At 71.4% G+C, this 15,971-nt stretch carries 15 protein-coding genes; 6 read left to right on the top strand and 9 right to left on the bottom strand.

Annotation, left to right across the window (positions count from 1 at the left end):
• The 9 genes from ADK60_RS13085 to ADK60_RS47595 all read right to left on the bottom strand — a co-directional run.
• On the bottom strand, positions 1 to 344 hold a 344-nt coding region (locus tag ADK60_RS13085), incomplete at its 3' end, for an AMP-binding protein (RefSeq protein ID WP_353651744.1).
• A gap of 11 nt (positions 345 to 355) precedes the next feature.
• Entirely contained in the window at positions 356 to 1,783 is a 1,428-nt protein-coding gene (locus ADK60_RS13080) for a condensation domain-containing protein (protein ID WP_053645802.1), read from the bottom strand.
• A gap of 138 nt (positions 1,784 to 1,921) precedes the next feature.
• Positions 1,922 to 2,728, bottom strand: coding sequence for an enoyl-CoA-hydratase DpgD (dpgD, locus tag ADK60_RS13075; protein WP_199839659.1), 807 nt, complete (start codon positions 2,726 to 2,728; stop codon positions 1,922 to 1,924).
• Positions 2,725 to 4,077 carry a (3,5-dihydroxyphenyl)acetyl-CoA 1,2-dioxygenase DpgC gene (gene dpgC, locus ADK60_RS13070; protein ID WP_079008313.1) on the bottom strand — a complete coding sequence of 451 codons (1,353 nt, stop codon included), beginning with the start codon at positions 4,075 to 4,077 and terminating at the stop codon, positions 2,725 to 2,727. The genes dpgD and dpgC overlap by 4 nt, the downstream gene beginning before the upstream one ends.
• A complete protein-coding gene (gene dpgB, locus ADK60_RS13065; protein ID WP_234371057.1) occupies positions 4,074 to 4,781 on the bottom strand; it encodes an enoyl-CoA-hydratase DpgB in 708 nt (235 codons plus the stop codon). Before dpgB ends, dpgC begins: the two co-directional genes overlap by 4 nt.
• Positions 4,782 to 4,813: 32 nt before the next feature.
• The gene (gene dpgA / locus ADK60_RS13060; protein WP_053645799.1) at positions 4,814 to 5,884 is read right to left on the bottom strand and encodes a 3,5-dihydroxyphenylacetyl-CoA synthase DpgA; all 1,071 of its coding nucleotides are present in this window, start codon (positions 5,882 to 5,884) and stop codon (positions 4,814 to 4,816) included.
• 58 nt (positions 5,885 to 5,942) lie between these two features.
• Positions 5,943 to 7,250: an aminotransferase-like domain-containing protein gene (locus tag ADK60_RS13055; protein ID WP_053645797.1), complete on the bottom strand. Its 1,308-nt coding sequence runs from the start codon at positions 7,248 to 7,250 to the stop codon at positions 5,943 to 5,945.
• Complete coding sequence (locus ADK60_RS13050) at positions 7,247 to 7,456, bottom strand: MbtH family protein (RefSeq protein ID WP_053645795.1); 210 nt, start codon at positions 7,454 to 7,456, stop codon at positions 7,247 to 7,249. Before ADK60_RS13050 ends, ADK60_RS13055 begins: the two co-directional genes overlap by 4 nt.
• 120 nt (positions 7,457 to 7,576) lie before the next feature.
• Positions 7,577 to 8,461, bottom strand: a complete 885-nt coding sequence (locus ADK60_RS47595) for a helix-turn-helix domain-containing protein (protein WP_286185274.1) — start codon at positions 8,459 to 8,461, stop codon at positions 7,577 to 7,579.
• Positions 8,462 to 8,804: 343 nt separating this feature from the next.
• Here ADK60_RS47595 and ADK60_RS13040 point away from each other — a divergent pair, with 343 nt between their 5' ends.
• The 6 genes from ADK60_RS13040 to ADK60_RS13015 all read left to right on the top strand — a co-directional run.
• The gene (locus ADK60_RS13040; protein ID WP_053645792.1) at positions 8,805 to 10,292 is read left to right on the top strand and encodes an amino acid adenylation domain-containing protein; all 1,488 of its coding nucleotides are present in this window, start codon (positions 8,805 to 8,807) and stop codon (positions 10,290 to 10,292) included.
• 39 nt (positions 10,293 to 10,331) lie between these two features.
• The gene (locus ADK60_RS13035) at positions 10,332 to 10,604 is read left to right on the top strand and encodes an acyl carrier protein (protein WP_053645790.1); all 273 of its coding nucleotides are present in this window, start codon (positions 10,332 to 10,334) and stop codon (positions 10,602 to 10,604) included.
• Positions 10,605 to 10,627: 23 nt separating this feature from the next.
• Positions 10,628 to 11,986, top strand: a complete 1,359-nt coding sequence (locus ADK60_RS13030) for an NAD(P)/FAD-dependent oxidoreductase (RefSeq protein WP_053645787.1) — start codon at positions 10,628 to 10,630, stop codon at positions 11,984 to 11,986.
• A gap of 2 nt (positions 11,987 to 11,988) precedes the next feature.
• Complete coding sequence (locus tag ADK60_RS13025) at positions 11,989 to 13,290, top strand: cation:proton antiporter (RefSeq protein WP_159400414.1); 1,302 nt, start codon at positions 11,989 to 11,991, stop codon at positions 13,288 to 13,290.
• Positions 13,291 to 13,358: 68 nt separating this feature from the next.
• Complete coding sequence (locus ADK60_RS13020) at positions 13,359 to 14,495, top strand: acyl-CoA dehydrogenase family protein (RefSeq protein ID WP_053645783.1); 1,137 nt, start codon at positions 13,359 to 13,361, stop codon at positions 14,493 to 14,495.
• A gap of 21 nt (positions 14,496 to 14,516) precedes the next feature.
• On the top strand, positions 14,517 to 15,971 hold a 1,455-nt coding region (locus tag ADK60_RS13015; protein WP_234371056.1), incomplete at its 3' end, for a condensation domain-containing protein.

Raw genomic sequence — 15,971 nt, 5'->3', positions numbered from 1 at the left:
TCGGACAGGTCGGACAGGTCGGACGGGTTCGAACCCGCCCCCTCCGAGGCATCGGACGAAACGGAGGACGCAACCTCGAACGCGACACAGGGCACGCCGAGGTCCGAGGCGTCCACGCCGGTGCCCACCAGCACGCACATCGGCGCCGCGTCGCCCACCATGTAGGCGATGCGGTCCGCCGGGTAGGCCGGGTCCAGAGGCAGGTAGGCGCCGCCGGACTTCAGCACACCGAGCACGGCGGTCACGAAGTCGGCCGAGCGGTGCATCATCACCCCGACGACGCGCTCCGGCCCGACACCCAGCTCCACCAGGTGCCGAGCGACCCGGTTCGCCTGCTCGTTCAACTCCCGGTAGCTCAGCGTACGAACACCACGGCGGGTGCGAGCGGTGCCGTCGCCACCCGCTCTTCGAACAACTCGACGAACGTCCGGGTGCCGACCGGCAGGCCGGTGGCGTTCCACTTCTCCACCACGAGCTGCCGCTCGTCCGCGGAGAGCAGGTCGGCGAGGCCGACGGGGGCGTCGGCAGGTGCGGTGGCCATCCAGTCGAGGACCCGCCCGAAGCGCCGTGCCTCGGCCTGCTGACTGTCCTCGTCGTGGAGTTCCGGGTCGACGTCGAAGGCGAGCCGGAGGCTGCCGTCGGAGGCCCGGTCGTAGACGCCGATCGACATGTCGTCGAACGGGCCGTTGGAGAGGTTGTGCGCGGTCACGGGCAGGCCTGCGAAGGTGATCTCGTAGTCGAAGGCCATGATGTTGATCGACAGGGAGTACAGTGCTTCGCCGTTGGCGAGCCGGAGGTCGCGGCGGATGTCCTCGGCGCGGTAGCGCTGGTGGCGCAGCGCCTCCCAGACGCGCACGGAGCTGTGGTCCACCAGTTCCTGCACGGACATGCCCGGGCGAACGGTGAGGCGCAGCGGCAGGACGTTGGACATCATGCCGGGGACGGAGTGCGCCGGGCCGGCCGCGCGGCCGAGGGCGGGCAGGCCGAGGGTGACGTCCTCCTCGCCGGTCAGCCGGCTGACGTGGAGGGCGGTGGCGGCGACCAGCAGTCCGGCGAGGTTGGTGGTGAGCCTGGCGGCGGCGGTGCGCAGCCGGGCGGCTTCGGCGGGCGCGACGCTCTGCCCGTGGCGGCGGAAGCTGCGGGCCACGCCGGGCGAGGGCCGTCCGCTGAGGCTGGTCGGCTCGAGCCGGCCGGTGAGGGTGTCGGTCCAGTAGCGGCGGTCGGCTTCGAAGGCGTCGGAGGCGCGGTAGCCGGCGTCGGCGTCGAGGAGGACGGTGAGCGGGGCCAGCGGGGTTCCGGTGTCGTCCTGGCCGGCGGCGAGCGCCGTGTAGATCTCGGCCACCCGCGCGGCGACGGTCCGGGCGCTGAAGCCGTCGATCGCGATGTGATGGTAGCCCTGGTACCAGTAGAACCGGTCGTGGGCAAGCTTGAGGAGTGCGTAGGTGAAGGGGGGCGCCGTGCGCAGGTCGCGGAGTCGGCCCAGGTCGTCCCGCATCCAGTCGTGTGCGGCCCGCTGCGGGTCGTCCGCGGTGGTGAGGTCGACGGTCGGGATCGCGGTGTCGGCGGTGGCGGGGTCGAGGCTCTGCCACGGGCCGCGGTCGTCCTGGTGGAACCTGAGCTGGAGGGTCTGTGCCTCGCGGATGCCGCGGCGTACGGCCTGCTCGAACAGGGCGGTGTCGACGGGGCCGTGGATCTCGAGGTACTCGGCGGCGTTGAAGTTGACGCTGTCCGGGGCGAGTTGCTGGGCGTACCAGATCCCCCGCTGGCCGGCCGTGAGCTCCATGCGTCCGAGACGGTGGTCCAACATCTTCGCACTCCGTATCAGCTGAGGCACCGTTGACGACGGCGTTTGGTTCGGCGGGGGGGTGTTGCGCGGGAGGGGGCGGCTGAGTACCGGGACAGACTCAGTCGCGGGCGGGGCTCACTGCCCGCGCCAGTTCGGCTCGCGGCGCTCCGCGAAGGCCTGCGGGCCCTCGATCGCGTCGTGGCTGTTCAGCCGTCGCTCCTCCCACACATAGCGGGTCGCGAAGGCCTGTTCCAGCGGCATGTCGAGGGACTTGCGGACGCACTCCTTGATCGCCCGTACGGACAGCGGGGCGCTGCGCACCAGGTCGGCGGTCCAGCCTGCGACACAGCGGTCGAGTTCGCCGGCCGGGACGACCTCGTTCACCAGGCCGTGGTGGAGCGCCTGCTGCGCGGTCATCCGGCGCCCGGTGAGCAGGTAGCCCATCGCCTGTTTGAGCGGGAGCTGTCGGGCGAGCCGGAAGGCGCCGCCGGCGCCCGGTACGAGTCCGAGCTGTGCTTCGGGGAGCCCGAAGACCGCGTGGTCGGCGGCGATGACGAGATCGCAGGCGAGGGCGAGTTCGAAGCCGCCGCCCAGGGCGTAGCCGTTCACGCGTGCCACCACGGGCTTGGACAGGTCGAAGCGTTCGGTGAGCCGTGGCCAGCCGGGTTGGCCGCGACTGCCGAAGGTGGTGGGCGGCGTGCCCTGCCGGTTGAGCAGGGCACGCTCCTTGAGGTCCTGTCCGACGGAGAAGGACCGCTCGCCGGCTCCGGTCAGGACGGCGACGCGCACGTCGTCGTCGGCCTCCACGTCGTCCCAGACCGCGGCGAGTTCCTCGTGCATGCGCTGGTCCATGGCGTTGAGCACGTCGGGCCGGTCGAGGACGACGTGGGCGACGTGGTCCTTCTTCTCGTACCGCACGCGGAGGGCGTCGGCTGCGCTCACGACGGGTGTTCCCCCTCGGTCTGCTTCCCCTCGGTGAAGCGGCCGACCTTGCCGATCACGTCGTCGCTGTAGAGGCGCAGCGCCTGCTGGAGGGCGAACTCCGCCAAGTAGCGGCGGAACTCCTCCGGCGGTTCCTCGGCGACGTTCAGCATGTGGCGGTTGGGGACCACGGCGGGGCCGCGCAGTTCGGCGACAGCCCGTTCTACGGCGGCGTCCATCCCGGACGGTTCGACGACCTCGTCGACCAGCAGCCGGGCGTCCGGTTCGGTGGCCCGGATCCGGCGGCCTCGCAGGATGACCTGGCGGGACAGCCGGGGGCCGGCGGCGCGGCCGAGCCGGAAGTTGGAGGCGCCGGGGACGATGCCCTCCTGGGCGGCGGGCAGGCTGAGGTAGGAGTCGGCTGCGGCGATCACCTGGTCAAACACGAGCAGCAGTTGTGCTCCGCCGCCGATGGCGAAGGAGTCCACGGCGGCGATCCAGGGCTTCTCGACGGTGGCGGAGCGCCAGTGGGCGGGCTGCTCGGCGCGCACACCGCGGACGAGCTTGTGGATGTAGCCCATTTCGCGGCGCAGCAGGAAGTCGACCAGCGAGATGTCGCCGGCGTGCAGGCTCTTGAGGTTGATGCCGGCGCTGAACACCCGCTTCCCGCGGTAGCGCGGGTGGGTCATCTCGCCGCCGCGCAGGACGCCGACGCGTACGGCCGGGTCGAGCAGGGCGAGGTCGACGGCGGTCTCCAGGTCCTCGACCTGGCGATCGTCCTCGGCGTTCAGGGAGTCGGTGCGACACATCGTCAGATGTGCCGCGTCGTCGCGGCGTTCGATCCGGACGGACCCGAGGTCGGCGGTGCCGGTGCGTTCGAAGTCCGGCAGCAGGCGCAGTGCGCGGGGGGTGGGCAGCAGCATGGTGTCGAGCAGGTGCCGGCCCGCGGTCGGCGAGGCCAGCACCCTGCTGAGGAAGATGCCCTGGTCGATCTCGTGGCCTTCCTTGGCGGCCTGCGGCCGGCTCCGTTCGGCGGCGAGTTGCTCGGTGGTGGGGACCAGACCGGGGTAGGCGGTGGCGGCGACGGTGACGAGTTCGGCGAGCCGCAGGTCGACGGTGCGCCGGGCGGTGAGGTGGTCGTAGACGGCGTCGGCGTGCGCGTCGAGGAAGCGGGCGCGGATCGCGCGTGCCGCGTCCCTCGCCGCGGCGGCGGCGGCGCGCTGCCCGGCGGAGCGCCGGTCGGGCTCGGGCAGCCCGGCGATCGGTCGCTCGGCCTCGGCGATCGCCTCGGCGGCGGTCTGCCAGGCCCGCCGGGCCTCCCCCTGGCCGGGGAGGCCCGGCGTGTCCGACCGGAGGGCGGACGTGGTCACGACGCGGCTCCGGCGGTGGCCTTGCGCAGCACCCGGTCGCAGGCGGCGAGGTGGGAGCCGAGCGCTTCCTCGAAGCTGGTGGTGGTCGCGTCGAGCATCAGCTGGCGGCGGATGGCCAGTTCGGGGCTGGACAGGACGCCGGCCAGTTCGGGGCTGGCGGCGAGGGCGCCCGCCGGGTCGTCGGCGAGTTCGTCCACCAGGTGGAGGTCGAGCGCCTCGGCCGCCTCGATCGGGCGCCCGAACAGCACCGCCCGGCGGATCCGGGCCACGCCGGTCTGCTGGGAGAGGCGGTAGAGGGCCATGCCGGGCCAGGTGGCGCCGTCCTCGACCGGGAAGACCAGGCGCACGTCGGGCCGGGCGATGCGGTAGTCGGTGGCCAGCAGCGCGTCCAGGGCCGTGCCGCCGCAGTCCCCGGTGGCGATCGCGACGGTGGTCATGCCGGAGCGCTCCAGGCGGCGCAGGATCCGTTCCCACTTGTTGACCAGGCCCACCTTGAGGTCGTGCGGCCGGGGGCCCTCGGGGGATCCGGACACCTCGACGCGCACCACACCGGGGCCGCCCCGGTCTTCGGCCTGACCGCAGACGACGGCGACGGCCGCGACCGTCTCCGCGGACAGCGGCTGCTGGCCGTCGATGCGGATCACGAGGTCGTGATCGGCGTCCGCCACGGTGTCGGTCGCTGCCACGGTGCCGTTGTCGGTCACGTTCTCTGCCGCTCCTTCGGATCGCTGTCGCGTTACCACTGGACGAGTGCCGTTTCGATGGTCGAGCCGGGTCCCATGGTCATCAGCACGCCGTGGTCACCGGGGGCGGCGATGCCCTCGGCGACCAGCCGGTCGTAGGAGAACAGGAACGAGCCGCTCGACAGGTTGCCGTAGTCCCGCAGGACGTCGGTGGTGTGCCGCACGTCGTGGCGGGTCAGGCCGAGGTTGACCATCACCGCGTCGATGACCTTCTTGCCGCCGGAGTGGATCAGCCAGTGGTCGATGTCGCGGCGGCGCAGGCCGGTGCCGTTCAGCAGGCGGTCGACGACGAGTTCGGCGTGGGCGCCGACCACGTAGGGGATCTCCGGGTCGAGGTAGAAGCTGAAGCGGTCCTGTTCGCGGTCCCAGTCGTAGCGCATCGCGTCGAGTGCCTCGGTGATGATGCAGCTGGCGAACTTGCGGATGCGCGGGCCGGCGGTGGCCGTGGGGTCCGGCTCCTCGCCGCCGACCAGGGCGATCGCGGCGGCGCCGTCGCCGAAGAGGCTGTTGACGACGGCGGTACGCATCGTGCTGTCGTAGGCGTAGGCGGCGGAGCAGGCTTCGGCGCAGACGATCACGGCGAGTTCGCCGGGGTGTGCGGCGGCCCAGCCGGAGACCGCGTTGAGGGCGTTCAGGCCGGCGTTGCAGCCCATGCCGACGATGTCGGCGCGGTGGCAGTGCCGGTCGATGCCGAGGCGGCGCATGATCAGGGCGCTCAGGCCGGGGGTGAGGAAGCCGGTCGAGGTCACGCAGCACAGGTAGCGCAGGTCGGACAGGTCGGCGCCGATGTCCTTGAGGCAGGCCTCCAGGGCCCGGGCCCCCATGTCGACCGCGAGTTCCTTGTGCTTGTCCAGCAGATCGCCCTGCGGCTCCAGGGTCCGAGTGCCGTCGGGTCCCAGGGGCGGGAGGGTCAGGTAGCGCCGGTCGATGGCGCTGTTGAGGAAGAGGGAGCGGATCCGGGGGTCCGTGATCTCGAACGCGTCGAGCACGTCCTGCTGCGAGTAGGAGGTCGCGGACACGGCCGTCCCGACGCCCTGGATGATGGGGCCGAGGAACGTGGTCATCGGAAGGTCCACCCCCAGCTGCGGGGCTTGCTCCGCGGTCGGCCGGTGTAGGGCCTGGTCATCGTCGATCACCTTCGCTTGTCTGCTCGTGGACGAGGGCGGCGAGTCGGTCGAGGCCGGTGTCGATCTCGTCGGGCCGAAGATGGCTGAAAGAAAGTCTGATCCCGTTGCGCGGACGGGAGTCGGCGTAGAAGTGATGCACCGGCGTCCACAGCACCTTGTGCCGGCGGGCGCTGTGTTCCAGCAGCCGGTCGTCGGCGGTGAACGGGACGGTGAGCAGCAGGAAGAATCCGCCGGCCGGCACGTTCCAGGAGACCTCTGGCCGGCTGCCGGGCGGGAAGCGCTTGGCGAGCCCGTCCAGCAGGTGGGCCAGGTTCTCCTGGTAGATGCGCCGCTCGCGCCGGTTCGCCGCGTGCAGGCTGAGGCCGTTCTCCAGCAGCTTGCCGCCGATGACCGCCTGCGCGATCGGCGAGGTGTTCACCGTCAGCATGCTCTTGACCTTGGCGAGTTCGTCGGCGAGCAGGGTGCTGCTTCCGTCGGCCGCGAGGACGGTCTGGTCGGCGACGGCGTAGCCGACCCGCGCGCCCGGGAGGCCGGTCTTGGCGAAGGACCCCAGGTAGACGACCCGGCCGTGCCGGTCCAGGGCCTTCAGGGTCGGGGTCCGGTCGTCGGACTCCGGGCCGAACATCCCGTACGGGTTGTCCTCCAGGACCAGGAAGTCGTGTTCCCGGGCCGCTTCCAGGACGGCTTGCCGGGTCCGCCGGCTGAGGCTGGTGCCGCTGGGGTTGGCGAAGTCCGGGATGAGGTAGAGGGCGCGGGGGCGGATGCCGGCCGCTTTGGCGTCCCGGACCACGGCGGCCAGGTCGTCGAGGTCGATCCCTTCCGGAGCATCCTGGACGGGCAGGAGCCGCAGGTCGGCGAGGCTCGCGGCGCCGTGGACGCCGACGTAGCTGGGCACGACGGCCATGACCGCGTCGTCCTCCCCCTGCCGCAGGGCGCGCAGGGTCAGGTAGAGCGCTTCCTGGCAGCCGACCGTGACCACAATGGACTCGGGGTCGACGGTGACGGCCTCGTCCACCCGCAGGTGCCCGGCGATCAGGTCGTGGATGATGCCCTTGGTCCGGCCGTACTGCAGCAGTGTCCGGTTGGCCTGCGCCAGGTCGCCGTCGTGGACGGCGAGCAGGTGGTCGTGGAAGGCGTCCAGGTAGCGATGCACGGCCGCGAGGTCGAAGAACCCCTCGTAGGGGCGCCCGGCTGCGAGGGAGACCGCCTCGGGGTAGCGCTGGGCGACTTCGTTGAGGAAGTTCATCGACTCGCTGACCGGCGAGTGGAGCGAGCCGTGCAGATCCGCCGCGTGCAGGCTCATGCCCCCATCGCCGCGATCAGGCTGGCCGGGCGCATGTCCGTCCAATTCGCCTCGACATAGTCGAGGCAGGCCTGCCGGCCGTCCTCACCGTGTACGATCTCCCAGCCCGCCGGCACCTCGGCAAAGGCGGGCCAGAGCGAATGCTGCCCTTCGTCATTACGCAGCACCAGAAAGCGGCCGTCGGCGTCGTCGAATGGGTTCGCCACAATTCCCCCTCAATTGGATGTGAATAACGGACGTATAATGCAGAATTCGGGCAGATTGCCCGGGGGTGCCAATGACAGCATCGGCGTCGTTCGCTCGACGGTCTTGTACGAAAGCGACAGTCAGCCAGCTTGCGCGTGCCAGTGCCCGGTGGTGCGAACGGGGGTGGCGGCGAGCGGACCGTCGGGGGCGCTCTCGCTCCAGGCGGCCGAAAACTGTCCGGGGGTGTAGCCCGTCATGGCCTTGAAGGTGCGGGCGAAGTGCGACTGGTCGTGGTAGCCGGCAGAGGCGGCGGCCTCCGCCCAGGAGAGGCCCGCGTGCTTGTGCCGCAGGGCCTCGCGCAACCGCAGGACCTGCGCCAGCGACTTCGGCGGCAGCCCCACCTGGTCGCGGAACCTGCGCTCCAGCTGGCGGCTGCTCCAGCCGGTCTCCATGGCGAGCTGGCGCACGGGGGTGCCCGCGGTCTGCTCCAGGCGCTTCCATGCGGACTCGACCGCGGGCGCGTACATCGGGCCGCTCAGGAACTGGGCGAGGAGGATCCGGTCCAGCGCGCCGGTGACCGACTCCCGGCCTGAGCGGTCCGCCAGGGCGCCCACCAGGCGCCGGGCCCGCGAACCGAGCACGTCGACCAGGTCCAGGCTCCGGCCCGCCAGTTCGCTCATCGGCAGGTCGAGCAACCGGTAGGCCGCGAGCGGGGTGAGGAACACCGTGACCCCGCGCACCGGTCCGCTCTGCTCGACCCGGACGGCGGCCGTCTGCAGGCCGCTGACAATCGAGGTCGCGGCCAGTGAGCGGGTCGGGTCGGTCGTGTCGACCAGGCGCAAGGAGCCGCTGAACCCGAGGAAGATCCGCACGATGCCGTCCGGGGTGACTGGCCGGCAGTCGCCCATCGGCGGCCCGTCGTGGAAGGTCCGGTAGCCGAGGACATGGCCGCGCAGAGCATCCAGCCCGGGTCTCACGAGGAGCTCCGGCGGGCGTCCGGGCATGACGGACAAGGCCTTGCTCATGTATTCCCCCGTAGTTGATGACGATCACGCACGGACCGGGCCGCAGGCATGGCTACGCCATCGCCCCGAGGGACGATGCGGGCTGCCGCTGTCCGACCGATTCATGGAGCGCGAACGTCGACACCAGTCGATTCCGGGCCAATATCGATCCCGTTCGAACTGAAAGCATAAGCGGCATCGACGGCGCCCCGTCATGGGGAGCGACATCCGGCCAGAGAACGGCCGACTCGCACAGGTGTCGCATTTATACAATCCCTGTACGGCCGACCCGGGAATGCTGTGCCAGGCAGCGGAAAAGCCGCTGCCATCCCATCCGCCCGGTTGGTCCGCAGGAGGGTCTCAGATGGACTTGCACCAACTGGTCGGCGATTCGGCACGACGCGACGGGGACGCGCTCGCGGTGAGCGGCCCCACCGGCGAGCTCCGCTACCGGGAGCTCGACCTGCTGTCCGGCCGACTGGCCCACCGGCTGGCCGAACTGGGCGTCGGAGCTGGCGACCGGGTGGTCATCTGGGCGGACAAGTCCGCCGAGACGGTCGCCGCGATGCAGGCCGTCCTGCGGCTCGGCGCGGCGTACGTGCCGGTGAACGCCGCCACACCGGTCGAGCGCGTCCGGCTGATCCTCACCGACTGCGCCGCCCGGGCGCTCTGCGTGGACACCCCGAGGGCCCAGGAAGTCCCCCTCCTGGGAACGGAGTTGGGCTGGCTCGACCTCGCGCGGCCGCAGACCGGCACACCCAGCCGCCCGGCCGGCCCGGTCCACGCCGACGACCTCGCCTTCATCCTCTACACCTCCGGCTCCACCGGCACCCCCAAGGGCGTGTGCATCAGCCACGCCAACGCCCGGGCGTTCGTGGACTGGGCCGTGGACGAGCTGAAGGCGACCGCCGCCGACCGCTTCGCCAACCACGCCCCCTTCGCGTTCGACCTCTCGGTCCTGGACCTGTTCGCCGCCTTCGCGGTCGGCGCCTCGGTGCACCTCGTCCCCCCGGATCTCGCCTACGCCCCCGCCCGGCTGACGGACTTCCTCCACGAACGGCGCATCAGCGTCTGGTATTCCGTCCCCACCGCCCTGATCCTCATGCTGCGGGACGGCGGACTGCTGGACCGGCCCGCACCGACGGACCTGCGCGCGGTGCTCTTCGCCGGCGAGCCGTTCCCGATCGACCACCTCCGCGCGCTCGCGGGGTGGACGCCGGCCCGGCTGCTGAACCTCTACGGGCCGACCGAGACCAACGTCTGCACCTTCCACGAGGTCCGCCCGTCCGACCTGGAGCGCGACCGCCCGGTCCCGATCGGACGGGCCGCCTCGGGCGACACCGTCCGGGTGGAGACCGCGGACGGCGCTCCCGCCGCTCCCGGGCAGGAGGGCGAACTCGTCGTCGAGGGCCCCACGGTAATGCTCGGATACTGGGGCCGGCCCCGCCCGGCCGGCCCGTACCGCACCGGCGACATCGTGCGCCAACTCGCGGACGGAACCATCGAGTTCCTGGGCCGACGGGACCACACCGTGAAGGTCCGCGGCAACCGGGTCGACCTCGGCGAGGTCGAGACCGTGCTCTGCGCCCACCCCGGGGTGGAGCAGGCCGCGGTCGTGGTGGCGGGAAGCGGCCCGGAGTCCCGGCTGGTGGCGTTCGCCGTCCCGGTGCCGGACGACGTGCCGACCGTGCTGTCGGTGAAGCGGCACTGTGCCCGACGGCTCCCCCCATACATGATCATCGATGAACTCCGGCTGGTGGCGCACCTGCCCCGCACGGACAACGGAAAGATCGACCGGCTCGCGCTCACCCGCGCGACATCGGCGGCGGACGACGCCGCGCCGACCGACTGAACCCCGGCCCCGACCGAACGGCGGCCGCTAGGAGACGAAATGCACGACGAACAGCTCGAAAGCCGGCTCCTCGGCTTCCTGCGCGAGCGATTCCTGGACGGCGACCCCCGCAACGAGCTGACCACCGAGTCGCCGCTGCTCGAATGGGGCGTCCTCACCTCGATGAACACGGTGATCTTCCTGATGTTCATCCGGAACGAGATCGGCGTCCAGGTACCCCCGGAGGCCATCAACGGCACCAACCTGCACAGCGTCCGGACCATCGCCGCGATGGTCACCGAGTTGTCGGCCGCCGCCGGCACCAGCCGTTGACACAGCGAGAGAGCGGGACAGGGATGGACATGGATTTCGACGTCGTCATCGTCGGCGGCGGCCCCGCGGGCTCGACCGCCGCCTCCTACCTGGCGCGGGAGGGACTCTCGGTCGGCCTCTTCGAGAGCGAGCTCTTCCCCCGGCCGCACGTGGGCGAGTCGCTCGTCCCGGCCACGACACCGGTCCTCAACGAGATCGGTGCCATGGAGAAGATCGAGAAGGCGGGCTTCCCCCGCAAGTTCGGGGCCGCCTGGACCTCGGCCGAGTCCCGCAACGTCCCGCACAACGGCTTCCGCGACCTCAACGGCGCCAACTGCGACTTCCGCATCGCCGAGGTCACCTTCAGCGAGCGCGACCAGGAGGGCGTCGACCGCGACCACACCTTCCACGTCGACCGCGCCAAGTTCGACCTCATCCTGCTCAAGCACGCCGAGGAGCTGGGGGCCAAGGTCTTCTCCGGCGTGCGCGTGCTCAAGCTCGACTTCAGCGACCCCGACGGCGTGCGCGTGGTCACCCGCATGGGCGGGAAGGAAGTCGACTTCCGGACCCGCCTGGTAGTCGACGCCTCGGGCCGGCAGACCCTGCTGGGCCGTCAGCTCAAGCTCAAGGACGCGGACCCGGTCTTCAACCAGTACGCGGTCCACACCTGGTTCGAGGGCCTCGACCGCCAGGCGATCGCCGGCGGTTCCGAGCAGGCGGACTTCATCTTCATCCACTTCCTGCCGCTCGAGGACACCTGGGTCTGGCAGATCCCGATCACGGACACCGTCACGAGCATCGGCGTCGTCACCCAGAAGAGCCGGTTCGCCGAGGCGAGCGCCGATCGCGAGAAGTTCTTCTGGGACACCATCGCGACCCGCCCGGACCTGCTGGAGGCGCTCAAGCAGAGCGAGCGCGTCGAGCAGTTCAAGGCCGAGGGCGACTACAGCTACTCGATGCGCCAGATCTGCGGCGACCGCTTCGTGATGATCGGCGACGCCGCGCGCTTCGTCGACCCGATCTTCTCCAGCGGCGTCAGCATCGCCATGAACGGCGCCCGGATCGCCTGCCAGGACATCCTGGAGGCCCACCACGCGGGCGGCGCCTACCGCAAGGAGGAGTTCGCAACCTACGAGCGGCTCATGCGCGGAGGGGTCCGCCGCTGGTACGAGTTCATCTCGATCTACTACCGGCTCAACATCCTCTTCACCGCCTTCGTCCAGGACCCGCGCTACCGCCTCGACGTGCTCAAGATGCTCCAGGGCTCGTTCTACGAGGACGAGGAGCCCAAGGCGCTCACCGCGATGCGCGAGATCGTGACCGTGGTGGAGAACGACCCGACCCACCTGTGGCACCCGTACCTCGGAACCCTCCGGGCGCCGAGCGCCGCACCGGCGTTCTGACCGTGTCCGCCGCCGACACGACCACCGCCGTCATCCTGCTCGACTTCGCCGTGGTGGTCACCGCCGCCGGCCTGGCCACCGCGCTCGCGCGCCGGTTCGGCCAGCCGGCGGTGATCGGCGAGATCGTCGCGGGCATCGCGCTCGGCCCGTCCCTGCTCGGGCTGCTCCCCGGCGATCCGAGCCACTGGCTCTTCCCGACCGCCGAACGGCCGATCCTCGGCGTCCTCGGCAACGTCGGCCTCGTGCTCTTCATGTTCGTGGTGGGGTACGAGGTCGACCTGGGACAGCTCCGCAGGGCCCGGTCGGCCGTCGCCACGGTGGCGCTGGGCTCGATCGCACTGCCCATGGCCATGGGCACCGGCCTCGCGCTCTGGCTCTACCCGCAGTACCGGGACAGCCTCCCGGAGCACATCGGCCGGATCCCGTTCGTCCTGTTCCTGGGCGTCGCTCTGTCCATCACGGCCTTCCCGGTGCTCGCCCGGATCCTCACCGACCTGAAGCTCCAACGGAGCCCGATCGGCGGCTTCGCCATGTCCGTCGCCGCGGTGACGGACGTGCTCGCCTGGGCCCTGCTCGCCGTCGTGGTCCTGCTCGCCGTCGGCGGCAGCTGGACGGCGGTGGGGCTCCGGGCGGCCGGCCTGGTGCTGTTCGTGGTCGCCCTCGCTCTGGTCGTCCGCCCACTGCTGCGACGCCTGCTCCTCCTCTTGGAGGGCAGGCGCGCCGGCCCCCGGACCGTGCTGCTGATCATCGTCGTCGGACTGCTGCTGTCCTCGTGGGCCACCACCGAGCTCGGCTTCCACCCGATCTTCGGCGCGTTCGCCTTCGGCGCGGCCGTGCCCAAGGCCGCCCTCGCCGCGGTCGCGCCCGAGACGCTGCTGCTGATCGAGCAGACCGGTTGGCTGTTCATGCCGGTCTTCTTCATCACGACCGGCCTGGGCGTGGACATCGCGGGCATCGGCTGGGTCGGGCTCGGGCAGCTCGCCCTGGTGATGCTGGTCGCGTGCGCCGGCAAGTTCCTCGGTTCGGCGGGCGCGGCCCGGCTGGCCGGGATGCCGGCTCGTCAGGCCAGTGCGGTGGGCGTGCTGATGAACTGCCGCGGCCTCACCGAGTTGGTCGTCATCCAGGCCGGCGTCTCCGTCGGCGTCCTCACCCCGCGGCTCGCCACGATCATGATCGTCATGGCCGTCCTCACCACCGCCATGACGGCGCCGCTGTTCGGCCGCATCCACGGCAAGGCACCCCTCCCGCACGAGGCCCCGGACGCCACGGCCGCGCAGGTCTCTGCTCCCACCCGTGCCCGGTGACCGGCCGTCGGTGACCGCGCCCCGGTGCCCCCTCCCCACCCAGACCCGACGAGGAGTCAGTTCACCCGATGGATTTCGATCTCACGGCTGAGCAGCAGAAGCGCTTCGACGACCTGCGCGACGCGCTCATCTCCGCCTCCCCGGAGCCGGACGGCAGCGGTGCACCGTACGACCGGGATCGCTGGCAGGAGGTCGCCCGGCTCGGCCTCACCGGCCTCTGCCTGCCCACCGAGTACGGCGGCGGCGGCCTGGACACGCTGGACACCGCCCTCGGGCTGGAGGCCTTCGGCGAGGGGTACGCCGACACCGGCCTCGTCTTCGCCGTCTCGGCGCACCTGCTGGCCTGCGCGGTCCCGATCCGCGACTTCGCCGGGGACGACGTCCGGGCGGAGCTCCTGCCCGGGCTGGCTTCCGGCGCGCTGATCGCCGCCAACGCGATGACCGAGGACGAGGCGGGCTCCGACCTGCGCACCCCGAGCGTGACCGCGCGGCGGGACGGCGACCACTACGTCCTGCACGGTGAGAAGTCCTTCGCCAGCAATGCCCCCGCCGCCGACGTCATCGTCACCTATGCGGTGACCGATCCGGGGGCCGGCTTCCTGGGGCTCTCCGGCTTCGCCGTCCCCAGGAACCTGCCCGGCATCCACGTCAGCGAGCCCTTCACCAAGATGGGCCTGTCCAGCTGCCCGGCCGGCCGGGTCCGGTTCGACGGCTGTGCCGTTCCCGCGCGGTACCTGCTGGGCAGGGAAGGCCAGGGCACCGCCGTCTTCACCCACTCCATGCAGTGGGAGCGAACCTGCCTGTTCGCCGGCTACCTCGGCATGATGAACCGCCAGCTCGCCCGGTGCGCCGAACAAGCCCGCGAGCGGCGCCAGTTCAGCAAGCCGATCGGCTCCTTCCAGGCAGTGTCCCACCGGATCGCCGGTATGAAGCAGCGGCTCGAAGCGGCACGCCTGCTGCTGTACCGCGCCGCCTGGCTGCTGGCCCGGGACCGTCCCGACACCACCGCGATCGCGCTCGCCAAACTGGCGGTGTCGGAAGCCGCGGTGGCCAACAGCCTCGACGCGATCCAGGTCTTCGGCGGCTCCGGCTACCTGGCCGGGACCGGGGTGGAGCGCAACCTGCGGGACGCTGTCCCGAGCACCCTGTTCTCCGGCACCTCCGAGATCCAGCGCAACCTCGTCGCCCAGAGCCTGGGCCTGTAACGACCTGACCGGAGAACGAGCATGGCGATCCGCCGCAGCACGTGCCTGCCCCTGTCGGCCGCCCAGCATGACATCTGGGTCGCCCACCAGCTGGATCCGACCGGATCCAAGTACTCCATCGCCGAGTACCTGGACGTGGCCGGTCCGGTCGACCCGGAGCTTTTCCGAGCCGCCGCCCTGGCGATGTACCGGGACTTCGAGGCCCTGCGGGTCGCCGTGGTCGAACACGACCACGGCGTCTGCCAGATCCCCGACGACTCCGAGGACCCGGAGGTCCCGTTCGTCGACCTCACGGACGAGTCCGAACCGGAGGCCGCCGCGCACGCCTGGATCCGGGCCTCCGTGACCGCCCCGGTGGACCTCGGGCGTGCGCCCCTGCTGCGGGTGGCACTGCTGAAGCTCACTCCGGACCGGTACTTCTGGTACATCAGCGGCCACCACATCGTCGTGGACGGCTACAGCGGCTGGATGGTCGGACGGCACATCGCCGAAACCTACGCGGCGCTCCAGGCCGGCGCACCGCTCGAACCCGACCTCCGCGCGGTGCGCCGGCTCGTCCAGGAGGACCAGGACTACCGGTCCTCGGAGGACTTCGCACGCGACCGGGCGTACTGGGCCGACAAGACGGCCGGCCTCCCCGAGCCGGCCGCCCTCCTCACCGGTCGGGACAGCGGCGAGCCCGGCGTGCTGCGCCGCTCCCGCGAACTCCCCGGCATCGACCGGCACGTCCTGCGCAAGGCCACCGGCCGCTCCCTGCCGTCGGTGGCCATGGCGGCGGCCGCCGCCTACTGGCACCGGCTGACCGGGAGCCGGGACCTCGTGTTCGGACTGCCCGTGACCGCCCGTACGAACGCCGAGCTGCGCGACGTTCCGGGCATGGTCTCGAACATGATCCCCATCCGCCTCCTGGTGACGCCCGAGCGAAGCCTGCGCGAGCTCGCCGGGCAGGTGTCCGAGCAGATCCGCGAGGGGCTGCGTCACCAGCGCTACCGGTTCGAGGACGTCCAGCGGGACCTCGGCGCCGGGGGCGGCCGGCGCCGACTGGTCGGACCGCGGATCAACGTCATGCAGTTCGACTACGACCTGCGGCTCGGCGGACACCCGACCACCACCCACAACGTCGCCGTCGACCACGTCGAGGACCTGGACCTGGTGGTCTACGACACGGGCACCGGCCAGCCCCTGCGGATCGACTTCGACGCCAATCCCGGCCGCTACACCGCCGAGGACGTGGCCGCCCACCAGGACCACTTCCTGCGGCTGCTGACAGCCATGGTGGAGGAGCCGGACGTACCGCTGGGCCGGCTGCGGACCGACGCCCCCGGCGGCCTCCCCGCCGGCCCGGACGCCGGTACGGCGGTGCCCGGGGCGACCCTTCCCGAGCTGTTCGAGGCGCAGGTCGCGCGCACCCCCGACGCCACCGCCCTCGTCTGCGACGACACCGTCCTCAGCTACGCCGAACTCAACCCCCGCGCC

It is taken from the genome of Streptomyces sp. XY431, assembly GCF_001279805.1.
In the GTDB taxonomy this organism is placed as follows: Bacteria; Actinomycetota; Actinomycetes; order Streptomycetales; family Streptomycetaceae; genus Kitasatospora; species Kitasatospora purpeofusca.
Note: the sequence above shows the minus strand (reverse complement) of the source record. Positions and strands in the feature narration are given on the sequence as shown.